Source organism: Pseudomonas sp. IT-P4 (genome assembly GCF_949767755.1).
Lineage (GTDB): Bacteria > Pseudomonadota > Gammaproteobacteria > Pseudomonadales > Pseudomonadaceae > Aquipseudomonas > Aquipseudomonas monachiensis.
This window is the reverse complement of sequence record NZ_CATKPX010000034.1, coordinates 49,814-63,604: the sequence shown is the minus strand read 5'-3', so window position 1 is coordinate 63,604 and position 13,791 is coordinate 49,814. Positions and strand designations below refer to the sequence as shown.

Annotated in this window: 15 protein-coding genes and 1 tRNA gene; 10 read left to right on the top strand and 6 right to left on the bottom strand. The window is 54.3% G+C overall.

What is annotated here, in order from left to right; genetic code table 11:
* Nucleotides 1-35 precede the first annotated feature (35 nt).
* Together gabT and gabD are read right to left on the bottom strand one after the other, a co-directional pair.
* Nucleotides 36-1,313, bottom strand: a complete 1,278-nt coding sequence (gene gabT, locus ACM6IT_RS13645) for a 4-aminobutyrate--2-oxoglutarate transaminase (protein WP_007994487.1) — start codon at nucleotides 1,311-1,313, stop codon at nucleotides 36-38.
* A gap of 196 nt (nucleotides 1,314-1,509) precedes the next feature.
* Entirely contained in the window at nucleotides 1,510-2,952 is a 1,443-nt protein-coding gene (gene gabD / locus ACM6IT_RS13640) for an NADP-dependent succinate-semialdehyde dehydrogenase (protein ID WP_056726972.1), read from the bottom strand.
* A 349-nt stretch (nucleotides 2,953-3,301) separates the two neighbouring features.
* Here gabD and ACM6IT_RS13635 point away from each other — a divergent pair.
* The 6 genes from ACM6IT_RS13635 to ACM6IT_RS13610 all read left to right on the top strand — a co-directional run bounded on the left by ACM6IT_RS13635 (nucleotide 3,302) and on the right by ACM6IT_RS13610 (nucleotide 8,888).
* A tRNA-Arg gene (locus ACM6IT_RS13635) sits at nucleotides 3,302-3,378 on the top strand.
* Nucleotides 3,379-3,487: 109 nt separating this feature from the next.
* Complete coding sequence (locus tag ACM6IT_RS13630; protein ID WP_414918181.1) at nucleotides 3,488-5,335, top strand: DUF6538 domain-containing protein; 1,848 nt, start codon at nucleotides 3,488-3,490, stop codon at nucleotides 5,333-5,335.
* A 46-nt stretch (nucleotides 5,336-5,381) separates the two neighbouring features.
* Nucleotides 5,382-6,251: an SHOCT domain-containing protein gene (locus ACM6IT_RS13625; RefSeq protein WP_414918180.1), complete on the top strand. Its 870-nt coding sequence runs from the start codon at nucleotides 5,382-5,384 to the stop codon at nucleotides 6,249-6,251.
* A gap of 358 nt (nucleotides 6,252-6,609) precedes the next feature.
* Nucleotides 6,610-7,266 carry a recombinase family protein gene (locus ACM6IT_RS13620; protein ID WP_414918179.1) on the top strand — a complete coding sequence of 219 codons (657 nt, stop codon included), beginning with the start codon at nucleotides 6,610-6,612 and terminating at the stop codon, nucleotides 7,264-7,266.
* Nucleotide 7,267: 1 nt separating this feature from the next.
* Nucleotides 7,268-7,903 carry a helix-turn-helix domain-containing protein gene (locus ACM6IT_RS13615; RefSeq protein ID WP_414918178.1) on the top strand — a complete coding sequence of 212 codons (636 nt, stop codon included), beginning with the start codon at nucleotides 7,268-7,270 and terminating at the stop codon, nucleotides 7,901-7,903.
* Between the two features lie 133 nt (nucleotides 7,904-8,036).
* Nucleotides 8,037-8,888 carry a hypothetical protein gene (locus ACM6IT_RS13610; protein WP_414918177.1) on the top strand — a complete coding sequence of 284 codons (852 nt, stop codon included), beginning with the start codon at nucleotides 8,037-8,039 and terminating at the stop codon, nucleotides 8,886-8,888.
* Between the two features lie 277 nt (nucleotides 8,889-9,165).
* Here ACM6IT_RS13610 and ACM6IT_RS13605 read toward each other — a convergent pair whose 3' ends face one another.
* Nucleotides 9,166-9,645, bottom strand: a complete 480-nt coding sequence (locus ACM6IT_RS13605; RefSeq protein WP_414918176.1) for a hypothetical protein — start codon at nucleotides 9,643-9,645, stop codon at nucleotides 9,166-9,168.
* A 257-nt stretch (nucleotides 9,646-9,902) separates the two neighbouring features.
* Between ACM6IT_RS13605 and ACM6IT_RS13600 the strand changes: the two genes are divergently transcribed.
* On the top strand, nucleotides 9,903-10,175 hold the full coding sequence (locus ACM6IT_RS13600) for a helix-turn-helix domain-containing protein (RefSeq protein ID WP_414918175.1): 273 nt from the start codon (nucleotides 9,903-9,905) through the stop codon (nucleotides 10,173-10,175).
* A gap of 140 nt (nucleotides 10,176-10,315) precedes the next feature.
* On the opposite strand, the gene ACM6IT_RS13595 is transcribed toward ACM6IT_RS13600, so the two are convergent.
* Complete coding sequence (locus ACM6IT_RS13595) at nucleotides 10,316-10,717, bottom strand: hypothetical protein (RefSeq protein WP_414918174.1); 402 nt, start codon at nucleotides 10,715-10,717, stop codon at nucleotides 10,316-10,318.
* A gap of 663 nt (nucleotides 10,718-11,380) precedes the next feature.
* Between ACM6IT_RS13595 and ACM6IT_RS13590 the strand changes: the two genes are divergently transcribed.
* The 3 genes from ACM6IT_RS13590 (at nucleotide 11,381) to ACM6IT_RS13580 (ending at nucleotide 12,823) form a co-directional block, all read left to right on the top strand.
* Nucleotides 11,381-11,890, top strand: a complete 510-nt coding sequence (locus ACM6IT_RS13590) for a hypothetical protein (protein WP_056726973.1) — start codon at nucleotides 11,381-11,383, stop codon at nucleotides 11,888-11,890.
* Nucleotides 11,891-11,901: 11 nt separating this feature from the next.
* Nucleotides 11,902-12,432, top strand: a complete 531-nt coding sequence (locus tag ACM6IT_RS13585; RefSeq protein WP_056726974.1) for a DUF5384 family protein — start codon at nucleotides 11,902-11,904, stop codon at nucleotides 12,430-12,432.
* 61 nt (nucleotides 12,433-12,493) lie between these two features.
* Nucleotides 12,494-12,823 carry a hypothetical protein gene (locus ACM6IT_RS13580; RefSeq protein WP_095945016.1) on the top strand — a complete coding sequence of 110 codons (330 nt, stop codon included), beginning with the start codon at nucleotides 12,494-12,496 and terminating at the stop codon, nucleotides 12,821-12,823.
* A 76-nt stretch (nucleotides 12,824-12,899) separates the two neighbouring features.
* Here ACM6IT_RS13580 and ACM6IT_RS13575 read toward each other — a convergent pair whose 3' ends face one another.
* Nucleotides 12,900-13,169 (bottom strand): hypothetical protein, encoded by a 270-nt coding sequence (locus ACM6IT_RS13575; RefSeq protein ID WP_414914090.1) that lies wholly within the window; start codon nucleotides 13,167-13,169, stop codon nucleotides 12,900-12,902.
* Nucleotides 13,170-13,225: 56 nt separating this feature from the next.
* On the bottom strand, nucleotides 13,226-13,786 hold the full coding sequence (locus ACM6IT_RS13570; protein WP_223541562.1) for a YbhB/YbcL family Raf kinase inhibitor-like protein: 561 nt from the start codon (nucleotides 13,784-13,786) through the stop codon (nucleotides 13,226-13,228).
* Nucleotides 13,787-13,791: the final 5 nt, after the last annotated feature.

Below are 13,791 nucleotides of genomic sequence, written 5' to 3'. Positions count from 1 at the left end.
AAGCGGGTTTTTTGTGGATCAGGTCACACCGGGGATCAGAGCTCGGAGAAGCACTCTTCGATGATCGCCAGGCCTTTGTCCAGTTGCTCGTCCGGCGAGGTCAGCGGTACCAGGACGCGCAGAACGTTGCCGTAGGTGCCGCAAGACAGCAGGATCAGACCTTTGTCGCGAGCCTTGGCCACAACCGACGCCACGGCTGCAGCGTTCGGCTTGTGGCTGTCGCCGTTTTCGAACAGCTCGACAGCGATCATCGCGCCCAGGGCACGGACTTCACCGATCACCGGGTACTTGGCCTGGATGGCCTTCAGGCCGGTTACCAGACGCTCGCCAACAGCCTTGCAACGATCCAGCAGGTGCTCTTCTTCGAACACTTCCATCACGGCCAGGGCCGCGGCGCAAGCGATCGGGCTACCGGCATAGGTGCCGCCCAGGCCGCCTGGAGCGATGGCGTCCATGTATTCGGCCTTGCCGCACACACCGGCCAGCGGGAAGCCGCCAGCGATGGATTTGGCGAAGGTGGTCAGGTCGGCAGCAACGCCCATCTGCTCCATGGCGAAGAACGTACCGGTACGGCCAGCGCCGGTCTGTACTTCGTCAGCGATCAGCAGGATGCCGTGCTGGTCGCACAGGGCACGCAGACGCTTCATGAACTCTTTAGGCGCGACGTAGAAACCGCCTTCGCCCTGAACCGGCTCGATGATGATCGCGGCGATGTCTTTCGGCTCGGCGTCGTTCTTGAAGATGCGTTCGATGGAAGCGATCGAATCGTCGATGCTCACACCGTGCAGTTCGTTCGGGTACAGCGCGCGGAAGATGCCGCCTGGCATCAGGCCCATGCCGGCCGAGTAAGGCACGACTTTACCGGTCAGGCCCAGGGTCATCATGGTGCGACCGTGGTAAGCGCCGGTGAAGGCGATCACGCCGGCACGGCCAGTGGCGGCACGGGCGATCTTGATGGAGTTTTCCACGGCTTCGGAGCCGGTGGTCACCAGCAGGGTTTTCTTGTCGAAATCACCTGGGACCTTGGCGTTGATTTTTTCGCACACTTCCACATACGGCTCGTAGGCCAGAACCTGGAAGCAGGTGTGGGTCAGCTTGTTCAGCTGCTCGGTCACGGCGGCGATGACTTTCGGGTGCACGTGGCCGGTGTTCAGCACGGCGATACCGCCGGCGAAGTCGATGAACTCACGACCTTCAACATCGGTTACGGTCGCGTTCTTCGCGGAATCGGCGAAGATCGGGTGAATCTGGCCAACACCACGTGGAACAGCAGCGGTACGGCGGGCCATCAAAGAAGCGTTAGTCTTGCTCATACATTCCTCATTCACCGCTCATCGGGCGGCGTGGTTCAAGGATAAAGCGACGGGGAGCAACGGCGGCAGCATGCGATGATCGACTGCCACGGCGTTCCCGGTCACAGAGAAAATTCCGGTTTTACGCACGCAAAGGGACAGCGCTCTCGTGCCCTTTGCGTTTCAAGCAATACCTTCTTGGCTTATACCTTCGAGCTTAGATGCCCAGGCAGAGGTATTTGATTTCCAGGTAATCTTCGATGCCGTACTTGGAGCCTTCACGGCCCAGGCCCGAGGCCTTGATGCCGCCGAACGGCGCGACTTCGTTGGAGATCAACCCGGTGTTGACGCCAACCATGCCGTATTCCAGGGCTTCAGCCACACGGAACACACGACCCAGGTCGCGGGCATAGAAGTACGAGGCCAGACCGAACTCGGTGTCGTTGGACATCGCGATCACGTCGGCTTCGTCTTTGAAACGGAACAGTGGAGCCAATGGACCGAAGGTTTCTTCCTTGGCCACGGCAGCGTTGTTCGGCACGTTGGTCAGGATGGTCGGCTCGAAGAAGTTGCCTTCCATCGGCTTGCCGCCGGACAACACGGTGGCGCCTTTGGAAATGGCGTCAGCGATGTGCTCTTGCACCTTGGCCACGGCTTTTTCGTCGATCAGCGGGCCAGTGGTGGTGCCGTCTTCCAGACCGTTACCGATCTTGAGCTTGGCCACAGCCACTTTCAGTTTCTCGGCGAACGCGTCGTAGACCGAATCCTGAATGTACAGGCGGTTGGCGCAGACGCAGGTCTGACCGTTGTTGCGATACTTGGAAATGATCGCGCCTTCGACGGCCTTATCCAGGTCAGCGTCGTCGAACACGATGAACGGCGCGTTGCCGCCCAGCTCCAGGGACACTTTCTTGATGTCCTTGGCGCATTCCGACATCAGTTGACGACCGATTTCGGTCGAACCGGTGAAGGACAGCTTGCGCACGATCGGGTTGCTGGTCAGCTCGCTGCCGATGTCACCGGCGCTGCCGGAAACAACGCTGAACACGCCAGCCGGGATGCCGGCACGCTGGGCCAGTTCGGCCAGGGCGAAGGCGGAAAACGGAGTTTGCGAAGCAGGCTTGAGCACCATGGTGCAACCGGCGGCCAGGGCCGGGCCGGCTTTACGGGTGATCATTGCAGCCGGGAAGTTCCACGGGGTGATTGCAGCGGTCACGCCGATTGGCTGCTTGATCACGATCAAGCGCTTGTCTGGCTGGTGGCCCGGAATCACGTCACCATAGATGCGCTTGGCTTCTTCGGCGAACCACTCGATGAAGGAAGCGGCGTAAACGATTTCGCCCTTGGCTTCGGCCAATGGCTTGCCTTGCTCCAGAGTCATCAGGCGAGCCAGGTCGTCCTGGTTCTCGATGATCAGCTCATACCAGCGACGCAGCTTGGTCGCACGCTCTTTGGCGGTCAGTGCACGCCAGGCCGGCAGCGCTTTGTCAGCGGCTTCGATCGCACGGCGGGTTTCGGCAGCGCCCATTTTCGGCACGGTGCCCAGAATTTCGCCCGTTGCCGGGTTGTTGACCTTGATCGTCTGACCATTGTCCGCATCGACCCACGCGCCATCGATGAAGGCTTGCTGGCGGAACAACTGGGTGTCTTTAAGCTGCATGTCGGCTTTCCTTAACAGCACCGCAACGAATGCGGAGCAAATTATGATTGTAGAAAGGCGCCTCGATAGGCTGCCGTCAGGGAAATCATTCACCGGGCTGAAGCACATAAATAGCGCACTGATTCAAATCGTGCGGTTCAGCACCCAGACAAGAGCGTTTGAAATCTCAAACGAATCCTAGGATCAAAGGGGGTAAAGGACAATAGCCTGTTCGAAAAAAAGAACGAAAACGACGCTTTTGCCTATTTTTTCTGATCAACGTAGCAAACGCGCGTTACCGCTTTGAGAAAACGCAGGCGATTCAGCAGCATGGACGCCCGCAGTGCATATGCGTATCATGGCGGCCGCTGCACCAGTAGCTCAGCTGGATAGAGTACTGCCCTCCGAAGGCAGGGGTCGTGGGTTCGAATCCCGCCTGGTGCACCATTTTCTGTAACTGCTTGTCCGGTATACATTTATCGACAAACAGAGGGTCTGAAAGGCTGGTGGGGCACTGAGACGTGCTTTTAGGTGGGGCATCGCAACGGTGCAGCCCATGCCAGTCCAACCCGCATTCCTCACCCTCAACAGACATAAAACCTACTACTTCCGCATAGTGGTTCCCAAACCTCTTCGCACTGCCTTTTCCTTACAAAGGGAAATCCGACGCTCGCTAAAAACGGACAGCGCCAGGCTAGCGCTTAAGCGTGCCCGGCAATACGCTGCATGCTTCGAAGCTGCTTTTGATAGGGTGTTAGCCGTGGCAGGGAAAGACGATTACGTTCCGACAGACGCAGATTACGAGCTCTACATTAATGAGATAGAGCAGGCTGAGTCGGCTGGCGCGTGGGCGAGCCACCCGGCTGAACCAGCGCAGAAAGCCGTATCGACCCTTTCAGACGAAGACTGGCAAAAAATCGAAATACAGCAACGCTGGAATGCCATAGCTGAAGTGCTAACCGGCAATGCAAAGCGGGCTATCCCAGAGAGTCAGAAAGGCCTCGCAGATCAGGTTTTTGCCGCAGGCAATGGAATCCCGTTTACAAGGTTCCGGAAGCTTCTGCCGAAGCTATTAGATGAGCTAGCTCTGCAACAGCTCTGTAGACCGGGCGCAACCGTAGCAACGCCAGCCCCGACCTCAGCACCAATAGTGCCAAAACCACCAAGCCCTACTCTGTATGAGCTTTGGCTGCTTCTACGTGAGACTGACCAGCGCCTGAACAGAAAAAAGTCAGCCAGCGCCCACGCTGACGAACAGGGACACGCCCTCAGGCTTACCATTCTGAGCGGTAACAGGCCGTTTGGCTCTCTAACGCTAGAAGATATCAATCAGCTGTATCTACTCACTCAGCAGGTCAAAGCCCTTCGCGGCAAAAAAATTCCGCCGCCGGACTCACCTATTGAATCGATCCTTGCCTCGCAAGGGGACGACCTGATTAGCGGTCCAACCATTGAAAAGATGATCATCCGGCTCAGCGTGCTGCATAAATTCGCTTACGCCAAAGGCTACACAGACATTGAGCCGACCAAAACTGAAGTTCCGTCTGTCAACATTGAGGCTGGGCGTATCGCTCGACAGGACAAGCCGTTTTCAACCCAAGAGCTGCACGCAATCTTCTCAGGCTATCTCTACGAGGGAACGGATAGCGGCCCAACCAATCTTGTTTTCCCTTACCAATTCTGGCTTCCGCTGCTTGGCATTTTTACTGGAGGACGGCTCAATGAACTCTGTCAGCTGGAAACAGCCGACATCACTCAAGAGCTGAATTCCGGGATCTGGTTTGCTCGACTCGTTGAAGAAGGTTCAAAATCGTTGAAAAACGATAACAGCAATCGATTCATACCTATCCACAACGAACTGATCAGAATCGGGTTCTTGGATTTTGTGGCCCAAGCTCAAAGAGAAGGTCGAAAAAACCTATTCTCGGACGGGCTCACCTATCAGAAGATCAAAGGCTGGGGCGGAATCGCAACCACCTTCTTCACCCGCATGCCAAGCCCCAGCACGACGTATGGTGGCTATTTCTATAGCATCGGTATCCGTAAGCGCCTCCCTGACGGCAAGAAATTCCATGCTTTCCGCCATACCTTTGTTGATCTGCTTAGGAACACCAGTGATGAGGCTGACCGGCTAATCCCTGCATTCACTGGGCACGCGACGAAGAACAAAAATCAGTCTGATGATTACGGCTCAGGGTATTTGCTCTCAAAACTGCACCGAGTGCTGCACACCGTACAGTTTCCCGTACACCTTACGAGCATAACCTATGCCGACTTTGAGCAGCGACTGGGACACATACTGAAACCTTGTATTCAGGAACACCGCAATACCCACGGCCTGAATCCGATGCAGCAGCCCGCCGACTATGGGGCATCAATGGACAAGCGCCGCAGCAGCTTGTAGCTTGCCGGCCTATTGACATCATCTAAAAAGGAGCATGGAAAAAGTTATGGCCGTCTTAGTACGTATATTGTTTTTTCTTGCAGGCTTGAGTGGCTGTGCGATAAGTGCACTTTTGGCTATTGGTGCCTGGTTTGGACCGTTTAAAGATCAGCCAGGAGTCGCCATAGTCATAACTATAATTTTGGGCATATTTTTCCTTGTCAGTTCCTGGGTCATGCGAAAATGTTTCGCGTTCTGTCAATCCCAATGGGGAAAAATAGCCGGCAGTTCGGCCTATCAAGCTACAGCGGCAAAAATCGAAACCGTTAGACAGGAAGCTAGGGATCGAGCAGAACGAAAGCAGGAGATTCTACGCAAGGTCATGTCACGACCATCGGGCTCAAGGATTCTCAAAGTTGTAGCACAAGGAGGTAGTGGCTGGCAGGCACTCTCAGGTAAGACGCTTCTGCTTAGCTTTGACGCCAATGCAGTGTTTCTCAATGACGTTGATTGTGATGCGGAATACTCCATTCCGCTGTCCGATGTCTGGGACGTCAGCATTGGCGGGCCTGGTACTGTTGTGACAGGTGGTGGGGTCATTGGAGGGGGCACAGGAGTAGGAGGATTTGTAGCTGGCGCCGCAGCGGCTGCGGTGCTTAATTTGCTGACTACTCACAAATCAACCAAAACACTGGTGCGGATCAATACAGCTACTAGCGAACTTTTTCTGTTGATCTCGACCTACGACCCAGACGAAATGCGACGTTACCTTTCGCCTGTCTACACCCGGATCAACCACCAGAATCAGCAAGAGTCGGAACAATCTCCTAGAACAAGCGTTGTTGATGAATTGCTGAAGCTAGACCAGCTCAGGGTGTCGGGCGTGCTTAGCCCAGAGGAGTTTGACAGCCTCAAAGAACGCATTCTCCACCCGTAGTAGTCGTTTGCCTAAGGCTGTTCTTACAACATCAGCTCGATTAGTGCTCATAACTTTTGAGGGCCTTGGGCTGGTGGCAATGAGCTTTTTGGCACGGAACGCAAATTGCCGTCTCTGGTCGATTTCTGCCGGTGCTGACCGGTTGATCGATAACTACCTGCCGGTCTATAGACGAATGGTAAATTTCAGCTCAAGAGCATAAGCGGGCGCGGCACAGTCATCCCACCACTATCAAAGTAGTAGACGTAAATGGTAGTTCGATAGCCGCCTGTCAGCAGCTATCAAATAGCTATTGAGGATAGGTATACGATTCAATTATCATAGATCTATAGAATTAAATGCTAAAGGATAGTCAGCCGTGAATGCACACCTCTACCTCCGAGCGTCAACGAAAGAGCAGGATGCCAGCCGTGCCCGGATAGCACTGGAGGCTTTCGCTGCTGACAAGGGCCTGACCATCGTTGATGTGTATGCTGAGAACATCAGCGGCACCCGGCTTGACCGCCCTCAGCTACTTGCCCTACTCGATACAGCCGAGAAGGGCGACGTGCTATTGGTCGAGTCAGTAGACCGCCTCAGTCGCCTCTCACAAACTGACTGGGACACTCTCAAGGCGACTATCAAGGCGAAGGGACTTCGTTTGGTTGTAGCTGATTTGCCCACCAGCCACATGCTGGTCGAAGCCAAAGGAATCACCGGGCAGATCATGGATGTGATCAACAACATGCTGATCGATTTGATGGCAACCATGGCACGCTTGGATCAGGAGAAACGCGTTGAACGCATCAGGCAAGGACTAGAAAACAAGCGAGCTGCCGATCCTGAATGGAAGCCAGTGGGCAAAAGTAAAAACGCTGCAAAGTGGGAGGAGGTGCAGTCGCTGATGGAGAAGCATCCAGCGATGTCTGCTGATCAGATTGCCAAACTGGCTGACTGCGGTGTTGCCACCGTTTACCGCATCAAGCGCACGCTGAAACCTACAGCGCCCCACATGTTCGACAGAGAGGACGCGTGAGATGTCCGGCAAAAAGGCGACACCAGATCAAAGTACTCAGGCCGTCATACTCCGGGAAGCCGGTTACACACTCCCGACAATCGCGACCCGACTAGAGCTCAGCATCAGTACCGTGCAACGCATCCTAAAAACCAACAAGACTGTTGCTGGCGCAACCACCCAAGCGCTCATAGAGAGAGCCAGGGAAGAAATACTCAACAGCGCCTTTTCACTTGAGGAGGTCCAACGCACTGCGGCGGCCTTGGTATTGGACGATCTAGCGATTAGTCAGCAGATCCGGATCAAGCTCTCGAATGCAGTTGATCAGCTTGACCCGAATGATCTCGGCACTCTCAGAGCTCTCGCCGCCAGCGCCACGACCCTGAAGCTAACGCAGGACGTAACACGCAGAGCACTGCCTCTAGAGAAGCTGAATCAGGCTCTCGCATTCGAAGAGCTCCCGGAACTCAAGATTCATATCATGTCTGATCTCGATGTGGCGGAGATGCGTGCACAGCAGCGACTGGAAGAAGCTGAACGCAATGGAGACAACGATGGAGTTGAGGACGAGCAAGAAACCTTGCGTTGGTTCGAAAGCAAGCGATTGGCCCAGCTAGATCAACAGGATGACGACATTATCTGCGAAGGCTTTGACTAACACCTGCCCGGATCATGACCGGTCGTTTGTCAAACCCTTAGAACGCACTGTAAGTATTGAACACACTGGCTTCATCCAGTAGACAGCCATTTTGAAAATCCGAATCTTTCGGGATTGAATATCGAGCTAGGCCATGAAATATCAGCACAACGAGAGTGGCGAGCCGGAGCTCTGCTCGGGCGACTTTACTAAGGGAAAACGCGCCAGCACGAGCGGCCCTTTTCCAAAAAATACTGTTTTATCAGCGCCAGCAAAAAAACGCTGCACACCAGCTGTCGCGGGAGTCTTGGCCAGCTTCTATACGTCTTACGTGAAGAGCCTAGCAGTATTAGGAGAATTAGAGCTAAAGGAAGTAAAGGACCAAGTACGCATAGACAGGCTGAAAGCCAACAACGAGTACCTTAGAGAAACCGCTCAGAACTATTCTTCTGGTGTATCCCTTCCAGACTGGAAGAGACGATTGCCAACCGACACAAAGCGAGCATTCAGCTTTTTAGGGTTCGCACTGATACCTGACGCTCAAGCATTTACATTTCGTCTCGGGCACGAAGTGGCAGACGCCGCCTTGTCAGCTAGGAAGGGGCCAACAGATCACCTCTCAGCGCTCATGAGAACTCTTGGGATCATGGATCTCGCATTTGTTACAGAGTTTGCAGACAGTGACAGCGAAGAAAACCATAGCTTCCATATTCATGGTGTTGCCCGAATCCCGGCTGCCCTCACTATCCAAACCATCCAAGAGTTACTAGCCCCGAAACAGGACTTGAAGCAGACCCACCCGATAAAGGGCTATCGTCAGCGTGGAACCAATAAAGCTATAGCAGTGAGCAACCTTCAGACTCCGGGCGGCTGGGCTCTCTACAGTGCGAAGGAGTTCGACTTTACCGCCCACTGCCTGCAATCCAACCCGGACTATGCAAGCCGATCAGCGACCAAAACGGGCAGAGCGCTCTATGAAGCGATGCGGGCTTGGCTGCGTGCCTAGAACGGCCCTGACAGCCTCTACTGCTGTTACTGCGATCGATCTCGGACATCGTACTTGAAGGCGCCACCAGGCTCTCAGGGGCTACACCATCAGCAATTGGTAGCAGTAGCAGAAACACATTTGCGCATGTCATACGCGACTCGGAGACCGTCTTGGATCACTCGTTCGCCGAACTATAGTTACTATAATGCTGAGCTGGAATGAGCCAGTGTGCTGACTGGCTTAGTTTCAAGGGGCCTGATTTCACCCTCACGAAGCCATCGACTCCTCTAAACCACTATCGATCAAAACTATAGTTAGTACAATTGAAAGCCAGAACATCGCCATCGAAACCACGCAAACAAGAAACAATTTTCCCGCTTTTCAGGTAGTAACGATATTCAGCCATCCCATTTACAGAGGACGGAGTTACTGAAACCCTAGCAGACTTTGCAGTCAGCTCCTTTTGTTTGCTTTCAGCATACTCTTCCATACGTTTATTTTCCCGATCAAGCTCCCTAGCCCTTTCTCGGCGGGCCTCAAGCATAGGGTCAACTTCAACTTTAGCTATAGCATGCGCTTTGGGTGCCCGCACATCTTCTGGCATGATATAGAAATAAAGAGGACAGACGACCACTATCATAAACACCATCATCAAAAAGGAAGATATTCCGCCTTCAGACTTAGTCTTCATCGCCGAGACAACGGATGCAATTAGAAGAGACACAACGCCAACACCGCCCAAACCCCAAAAGACCATTTTTACGAGAAAAAACATACGCAACCCCAAATTAAATAATTTTACTTCATCAGTCAGTCCAACAAGCCGCAGCAGACCTTAATTCCCGCAGCTGGCTGCCGACCGGGCATGGCGGCGTAGCTCATCCGTTGTTGATATCAGTATCTGAGGCAGCTTGTATGGCGCTGGACGTCAGCCTCAAAAGTGCGGCAAAGGCAAAGCTACGAGAAAGGACACTCAAGAGACGCTCCTTGTCAGGGGAAGATGGGCCGGCCTAGCAAAATGCTAATCATAGTATGTCGAACCATAGTATGCATGCAGTCAAATTTGCAAGCATGCCTATCAAAGCTTCTGAATGCCCACTCGTTGCGATTTTCGCCGTTAACGTCCGCCGTAGACGGCTTGAACTCGGCCTCTCCCAAGAGGAGCTTGCAGAGCGTGCTGGCGTGCATCGCACCTACATTGGGATGATCGAAAGGTCTGAGAAGAATGTAACCATCTACAACATTGAGCGTTGCGCAAACGCCCTGGAAATAGCCCCCTATGAGCTTCTGAGGGCGGCAGAATAGGTCTGTACCACAAACGGTTTCTCAGTGCAGATCAATCCGGCATTAGCTATGTGCCTACCTGAAGCCAACCCTGTTCCTACAACGCGGCCAACTTGGTTTACGGGCCGGCCAAGCGGTTGGCCGGACCATTGATGATCTATCTATTCGACATCCAAGTCTGCCTTGATTCGAGCAGCAACGGATGGAGCCCAATTTTGGCCGGTGATTTGAAAGGTTGATCTTTTCTTGCTGACGACATGGATTGAATAACTGCTTCCGACTTTTGATGTAGGCGTGATGAAAAGTCCCACGACCTCACCCCAAGTACCCATGCCAGCTGGTGCTTCAGACTTGATCACACCTTGAGCCTTATCAATATCAACAATCGCAAGATTGGTACTCATAGCACTCACGGAGGATTTCCACACCTCATCATAGGACTTGTTTCTGGCGTCAATCGTTATGCCTTTGTCGGACGGCTCGATCCCGTCGAGCGTGGAGCAGGCAGAAACTACACACGCAATGATCCCGATTGCTACAGGCTTGAGTAAATTCTTGATCATTCGAAAAATCCCTGTTCAGAGTAGGTGCAAATCCAACCAATAGTAGCACTTGGCCTCCACCTCTATCACCCAGCTCGGAAATCAATCTCATGCAAGGAAGACCTTGTGTGGTTACGCCAGTTGCCGACGACTACCGCTCCGCACTCTCTCTCATCGGATGTGTCGATTCACCCACTGCGCAGAATTGAACGAATAGCTTGCTGGACTAGAGACTGGCAGAATTAAGGTCAACGTGAGACATCATCCACCCCCACCAAGGTGTGACACTGCCCCTACAACCTAGCTTCAAGGCCCTCGAAACTGGGCGCTCCGTCGGTCGTGGGTTCGAATCCCGCCTGGTGCACCATACGTTGTAACGAGAAAGCCTCAGGCCTTATGGGTCTGGGGCTTTTTTGTGGGTGTTGTTTCGTCCTGAATAAGGTTTACACCTTCTGGCTTTTTCGGCGAACGGCATCAGCAGCCTGCTGCGGGCGTTGAAACTGCCACCCGAAATTTGCGCATGACGACGCGCTATCCCACTGCTGCCTGAGGCACCTGATCCACATCCTCTCCAAAGTTTCCTTGGCCTTATCTTCTTGAGTTTGATTAAAATGATGGCACATTGCCTCAAATCACAATGGATTGTCCCTTTCGGGATTTCTTACGCTCATAGAGATATTAGAAATGATGATGTTAAAACGCTGCCTGGTGCTTTCGATTGCTGCCGTTCTTGCTGGTTGCCAAACGAGCGGTGAGGAGTATCAGGCAGATGTATTCGACGCCAGTCAGGTAAACACTCAGCAGGAAGCTAAAACCGTCAAAATCCTTACGATTTCGCCGAGCAAGATTAAAGTCAGCAACGAAAAGAACAAAAAAGCAGCCATGATGGCGGGCGGAGTACTGGGTTTGATCGGTGGTGCCGCACTGGGCAACACTAAAAACACTGACACGGCCATTGTCGGCGGTGTAGCCGGTGGCGCTGCAGGCGCCATGGCGGGCTCGATGGTCAATGACACTACCCTGGTACCGGGCGTGCTGATTGGTTATTCCGAAAGCGGCAAGATCTTCACTTCTGCCCAGGTGGGTCGCCCTTGTGAGTTCAAGGTTGGCGAAATATCCCTGATGGTGATGACGATCTCCAACGAAACACGCATTCAGCCGAATGCGACCTGTCCAGAACCCAAGAAAAGCTAAGGGGGTCGGACATGAAACATATTGTTTTCGGCTCGGTCTTCGCACTGCTCGCCATGCCGACATTGGCGGGCCAATTCGACAATCTGTATCAAATCGAACAGCAAACCAAACAGGCTGAAGCGGCCGCCGAGGCCGAACGCATCCGCCAGGCGGCAGCCGAGCGGTCACGCGAGGAGGCCCGTAGCGCTGCTGATCGTCGGCAACGGGCAGTGGCACAGCAAGCCGCGCAGCAAAGGGCTCTTGAGCAGCGCAAGACACAAGAACTTGAACACAAGCGTGTGCAAACCCGTGAAGAAGGCTTCGAAGACGAGTTGCGCGCACTGGAGCTGGAAGAGCGCCGCCTGGCACTACAGGCCAAGCGCGCGCGCACCGCACGCGCCAACGACTACATCGATGCGGAGTTGCGTGACAGCGCGGCACGCACCGATGTGATCCAGTCTGAAGCCGACTCGGCACGCAATGTGACCTCCGGTGCCAAGTCTCTGCTGGAAGACTCCGGCAAGGCTGAAGTCAACCGCTCCAGCCGCTTGTTCGGCGAGTAATCTTCCTATCGATCTTCCCCGGACCCTGGTCCGGGGCATCCGTTATCAGAGATGAATTCATATGCTGCGTTTATGTACGCTGATTGCCGCGGGACTACTGCTGAGCGCCTGCTCCAAAGAAGACCCCAAAGCCCAGGTTCCAGCTGTCGACCTGCACGGACGCCTGGTGGTGGATCAGGAGATGACGACCAGTCGTCAAGCCCAAGGTATCAATGGTGAATATTACAAGCGCGTCCTCACCGTTAATGGCCAGGACATGGTCTTTGCCGACTTCATCAAGCAATTTTGCTCTGACGCCAACACCCGCGACGAAACGTGCCTGAAAGCCTTTCGCATCAAGAAAATCGACGATGTCAGCGGCGCAACCAAGTTTCTCCCCAATGGGCTCTGACACTATCAAGTACGCCAGATACAGCCCCTCAGGGCTTTAGCCTGGACCCACAAAAAAACCGCCGAGGCGGTTTTTTTTACTCTGTCGTCCAGTCGAACTCGTCGTACTCATCATCGTCCTCGTCGTCCTCGAAAAGCTCCTCTTCGAGGTCGTCGTCTTCAACAACGTCTTCTTCCGGCTGGTTCAGCAGAAAATCCTTGCGACTCTCGGTAATCGCTCGCCGCAGTTCCTCGCCCTTTTGTGGGCAGCTGAGCATTTGGGCGATGCGGTCGATTTTTTTTGCCACGGCATCCTCCAACGCATCGGCTATAGCCTGATAGTGCGCGCTTTCGGGGGTGGATGCCAAATCCCCGGAATGCCGCGCACTTCAGTTGTCTGCAAATCCGCTGGGGCGATCAGCCTTCAGCGGTGATAGCGCCGCACCACGCTGCTGTTTTTCAGGACATGGCCTTTGATTTTTTCCAGCAACTGCGCACGGGTCAGACCGGCGGGCAAGGCGTCCGGGGGCAGGTCCAGGGCGTAGATCTGGATGATGTAGTGGTGCGCACTGTCGCCAACGGGCGGGCAAGGGCCGATGTAGCCGGTAGTTGCCTTGCTGTTGGTACCGCCGATGCCCTCAAGGCCGGGTTTGCTCCCGGCGCCGGCCGGGATCTGGTGGGTGCCGGCCTTGATGCCGTAGTGCACCCAGTTATCGACGCCCTGGCCTTTCTGGCCGTCTGGGTCGTGCATGACGATGGCGTAGCTTTGGGTGGCTGCCGGGCCGGCGTTCCAGTTCAAGGCCGGAGAAATATTATGTCCGCCACAACCTGCGGAGTCGCTGGCGGCGGCCGACGTGAACAGGCGGTCATCGGAGACGCCGGGAATGTTCAGGGTGAAGCGCTCCTGGGCCTGCGCCGGGAACTGCACACAAAGGGCGACTGCCAAGGCCGCGAGCCAAGGGTTCATTGAGGTCAATCGGGGCATACCGG

What these genes read in the sequence shown, in the direction of transcription:
- gabT (WP_007994487.1), bottom strand. Translation starts at nt 1,313, where the DNA reads ATGAGCAAGACTAACGCTTCTTTGATGGCCCGCCGTACCGCTGCTGTT.
- gabD (WP_056726972.1), bottom strand. Translation starts at nt 2,952, where the DNA reads ATGCAGCTTAAAGACACCCAGTTGTTCCGCCAGCAAGCCTTCATCGAT.
- ACM6IT_RS13630 (WP_414918181.1), top strand. Translation starts at nt 3,488, where the DNA reads ATGCCAGTCCAACCCGCATTCCTCACCCTCAACAGACATAAAACCTAC.
- ACM6IT_RS13625 (WP_414918180.1), top strand. Translation starts at nt 5,382, where the DNA reads ATGGCCGTCTTAGTACGTATATTGTTTTTTCTTGCAGGCTTGAGTGGC.
- ACM6IT_RS13615 (WP_414918178.1), top strand. Translation starts at nt 7,268, where the DNA reads ATGTCCGGCAAAAAGGCGACACCAGATCAAAGTACTCAGGCCGTCATA.
- ACM6IT_RS13610 (WP_414918177.1), top strand. Translation starts at nt 8,037, where the DNA reads ATGAAATATCAGCACAACGAGAGTGGCGAGCCGGAGCTCTGCTCGGGC.
- ACM6IT_RS13605 (WP_414918176.1), bottom strand. Translation starts at nt 9,645, where the DNA reads ATGTTTTTTCTCGTAAAAATGGTCTTTTGGGGTTTGGGCGGTGTTGGC.
- ACM6IT_RS13600 (WP_414918175.1), top strand. Translation starts at nt 9,903, where the DNA reads ATGTCGAACCATAGTATGCATGCAGTCAAATTTGCAAGCATGCCTATC.
- ACM6IT_RS13595 (WP_414918174.1), bottom strand. Translation starts at nt 10,717, where the DNA reads ATGATCAAGAATTTACTCAAGCCTGTAGCAATCGGGATCATTGCGTGT.
- ACM6IT_RS13590 (WP_056726973.1), top strand. Translation starts at nt 11,381, where the DNA reads ATGATGATGTTAAAACGCTGCCTGGTGCTTTCGATTGCTGCCGTTCTT.
- ACM6IT_RS13585 (WP_056726974.1), top strand. Translation starts at nt 11,902, where the DNA reads ATGAAACATATTGTTTTCGGCTCGGTCTTCGCACTGCTCGCCATGCCG.
- ACM6IT_RS13580 (WP_095945016.1), top strand. Translation starts at nt 12,494, where the DNA reads ATGCTGCGTTTATGTACGCTGATTGCCGCGGGACTACTGCTGAGCGCC.
- ACM6IT_RS13570 (WP_223541562.1), bottom strand. Translation starts at nt 13,786, where the DNA reads ATGCCCCGATTGACCTCAATGAACCCTTGGCTCGCGGCCTTGGCAGTC.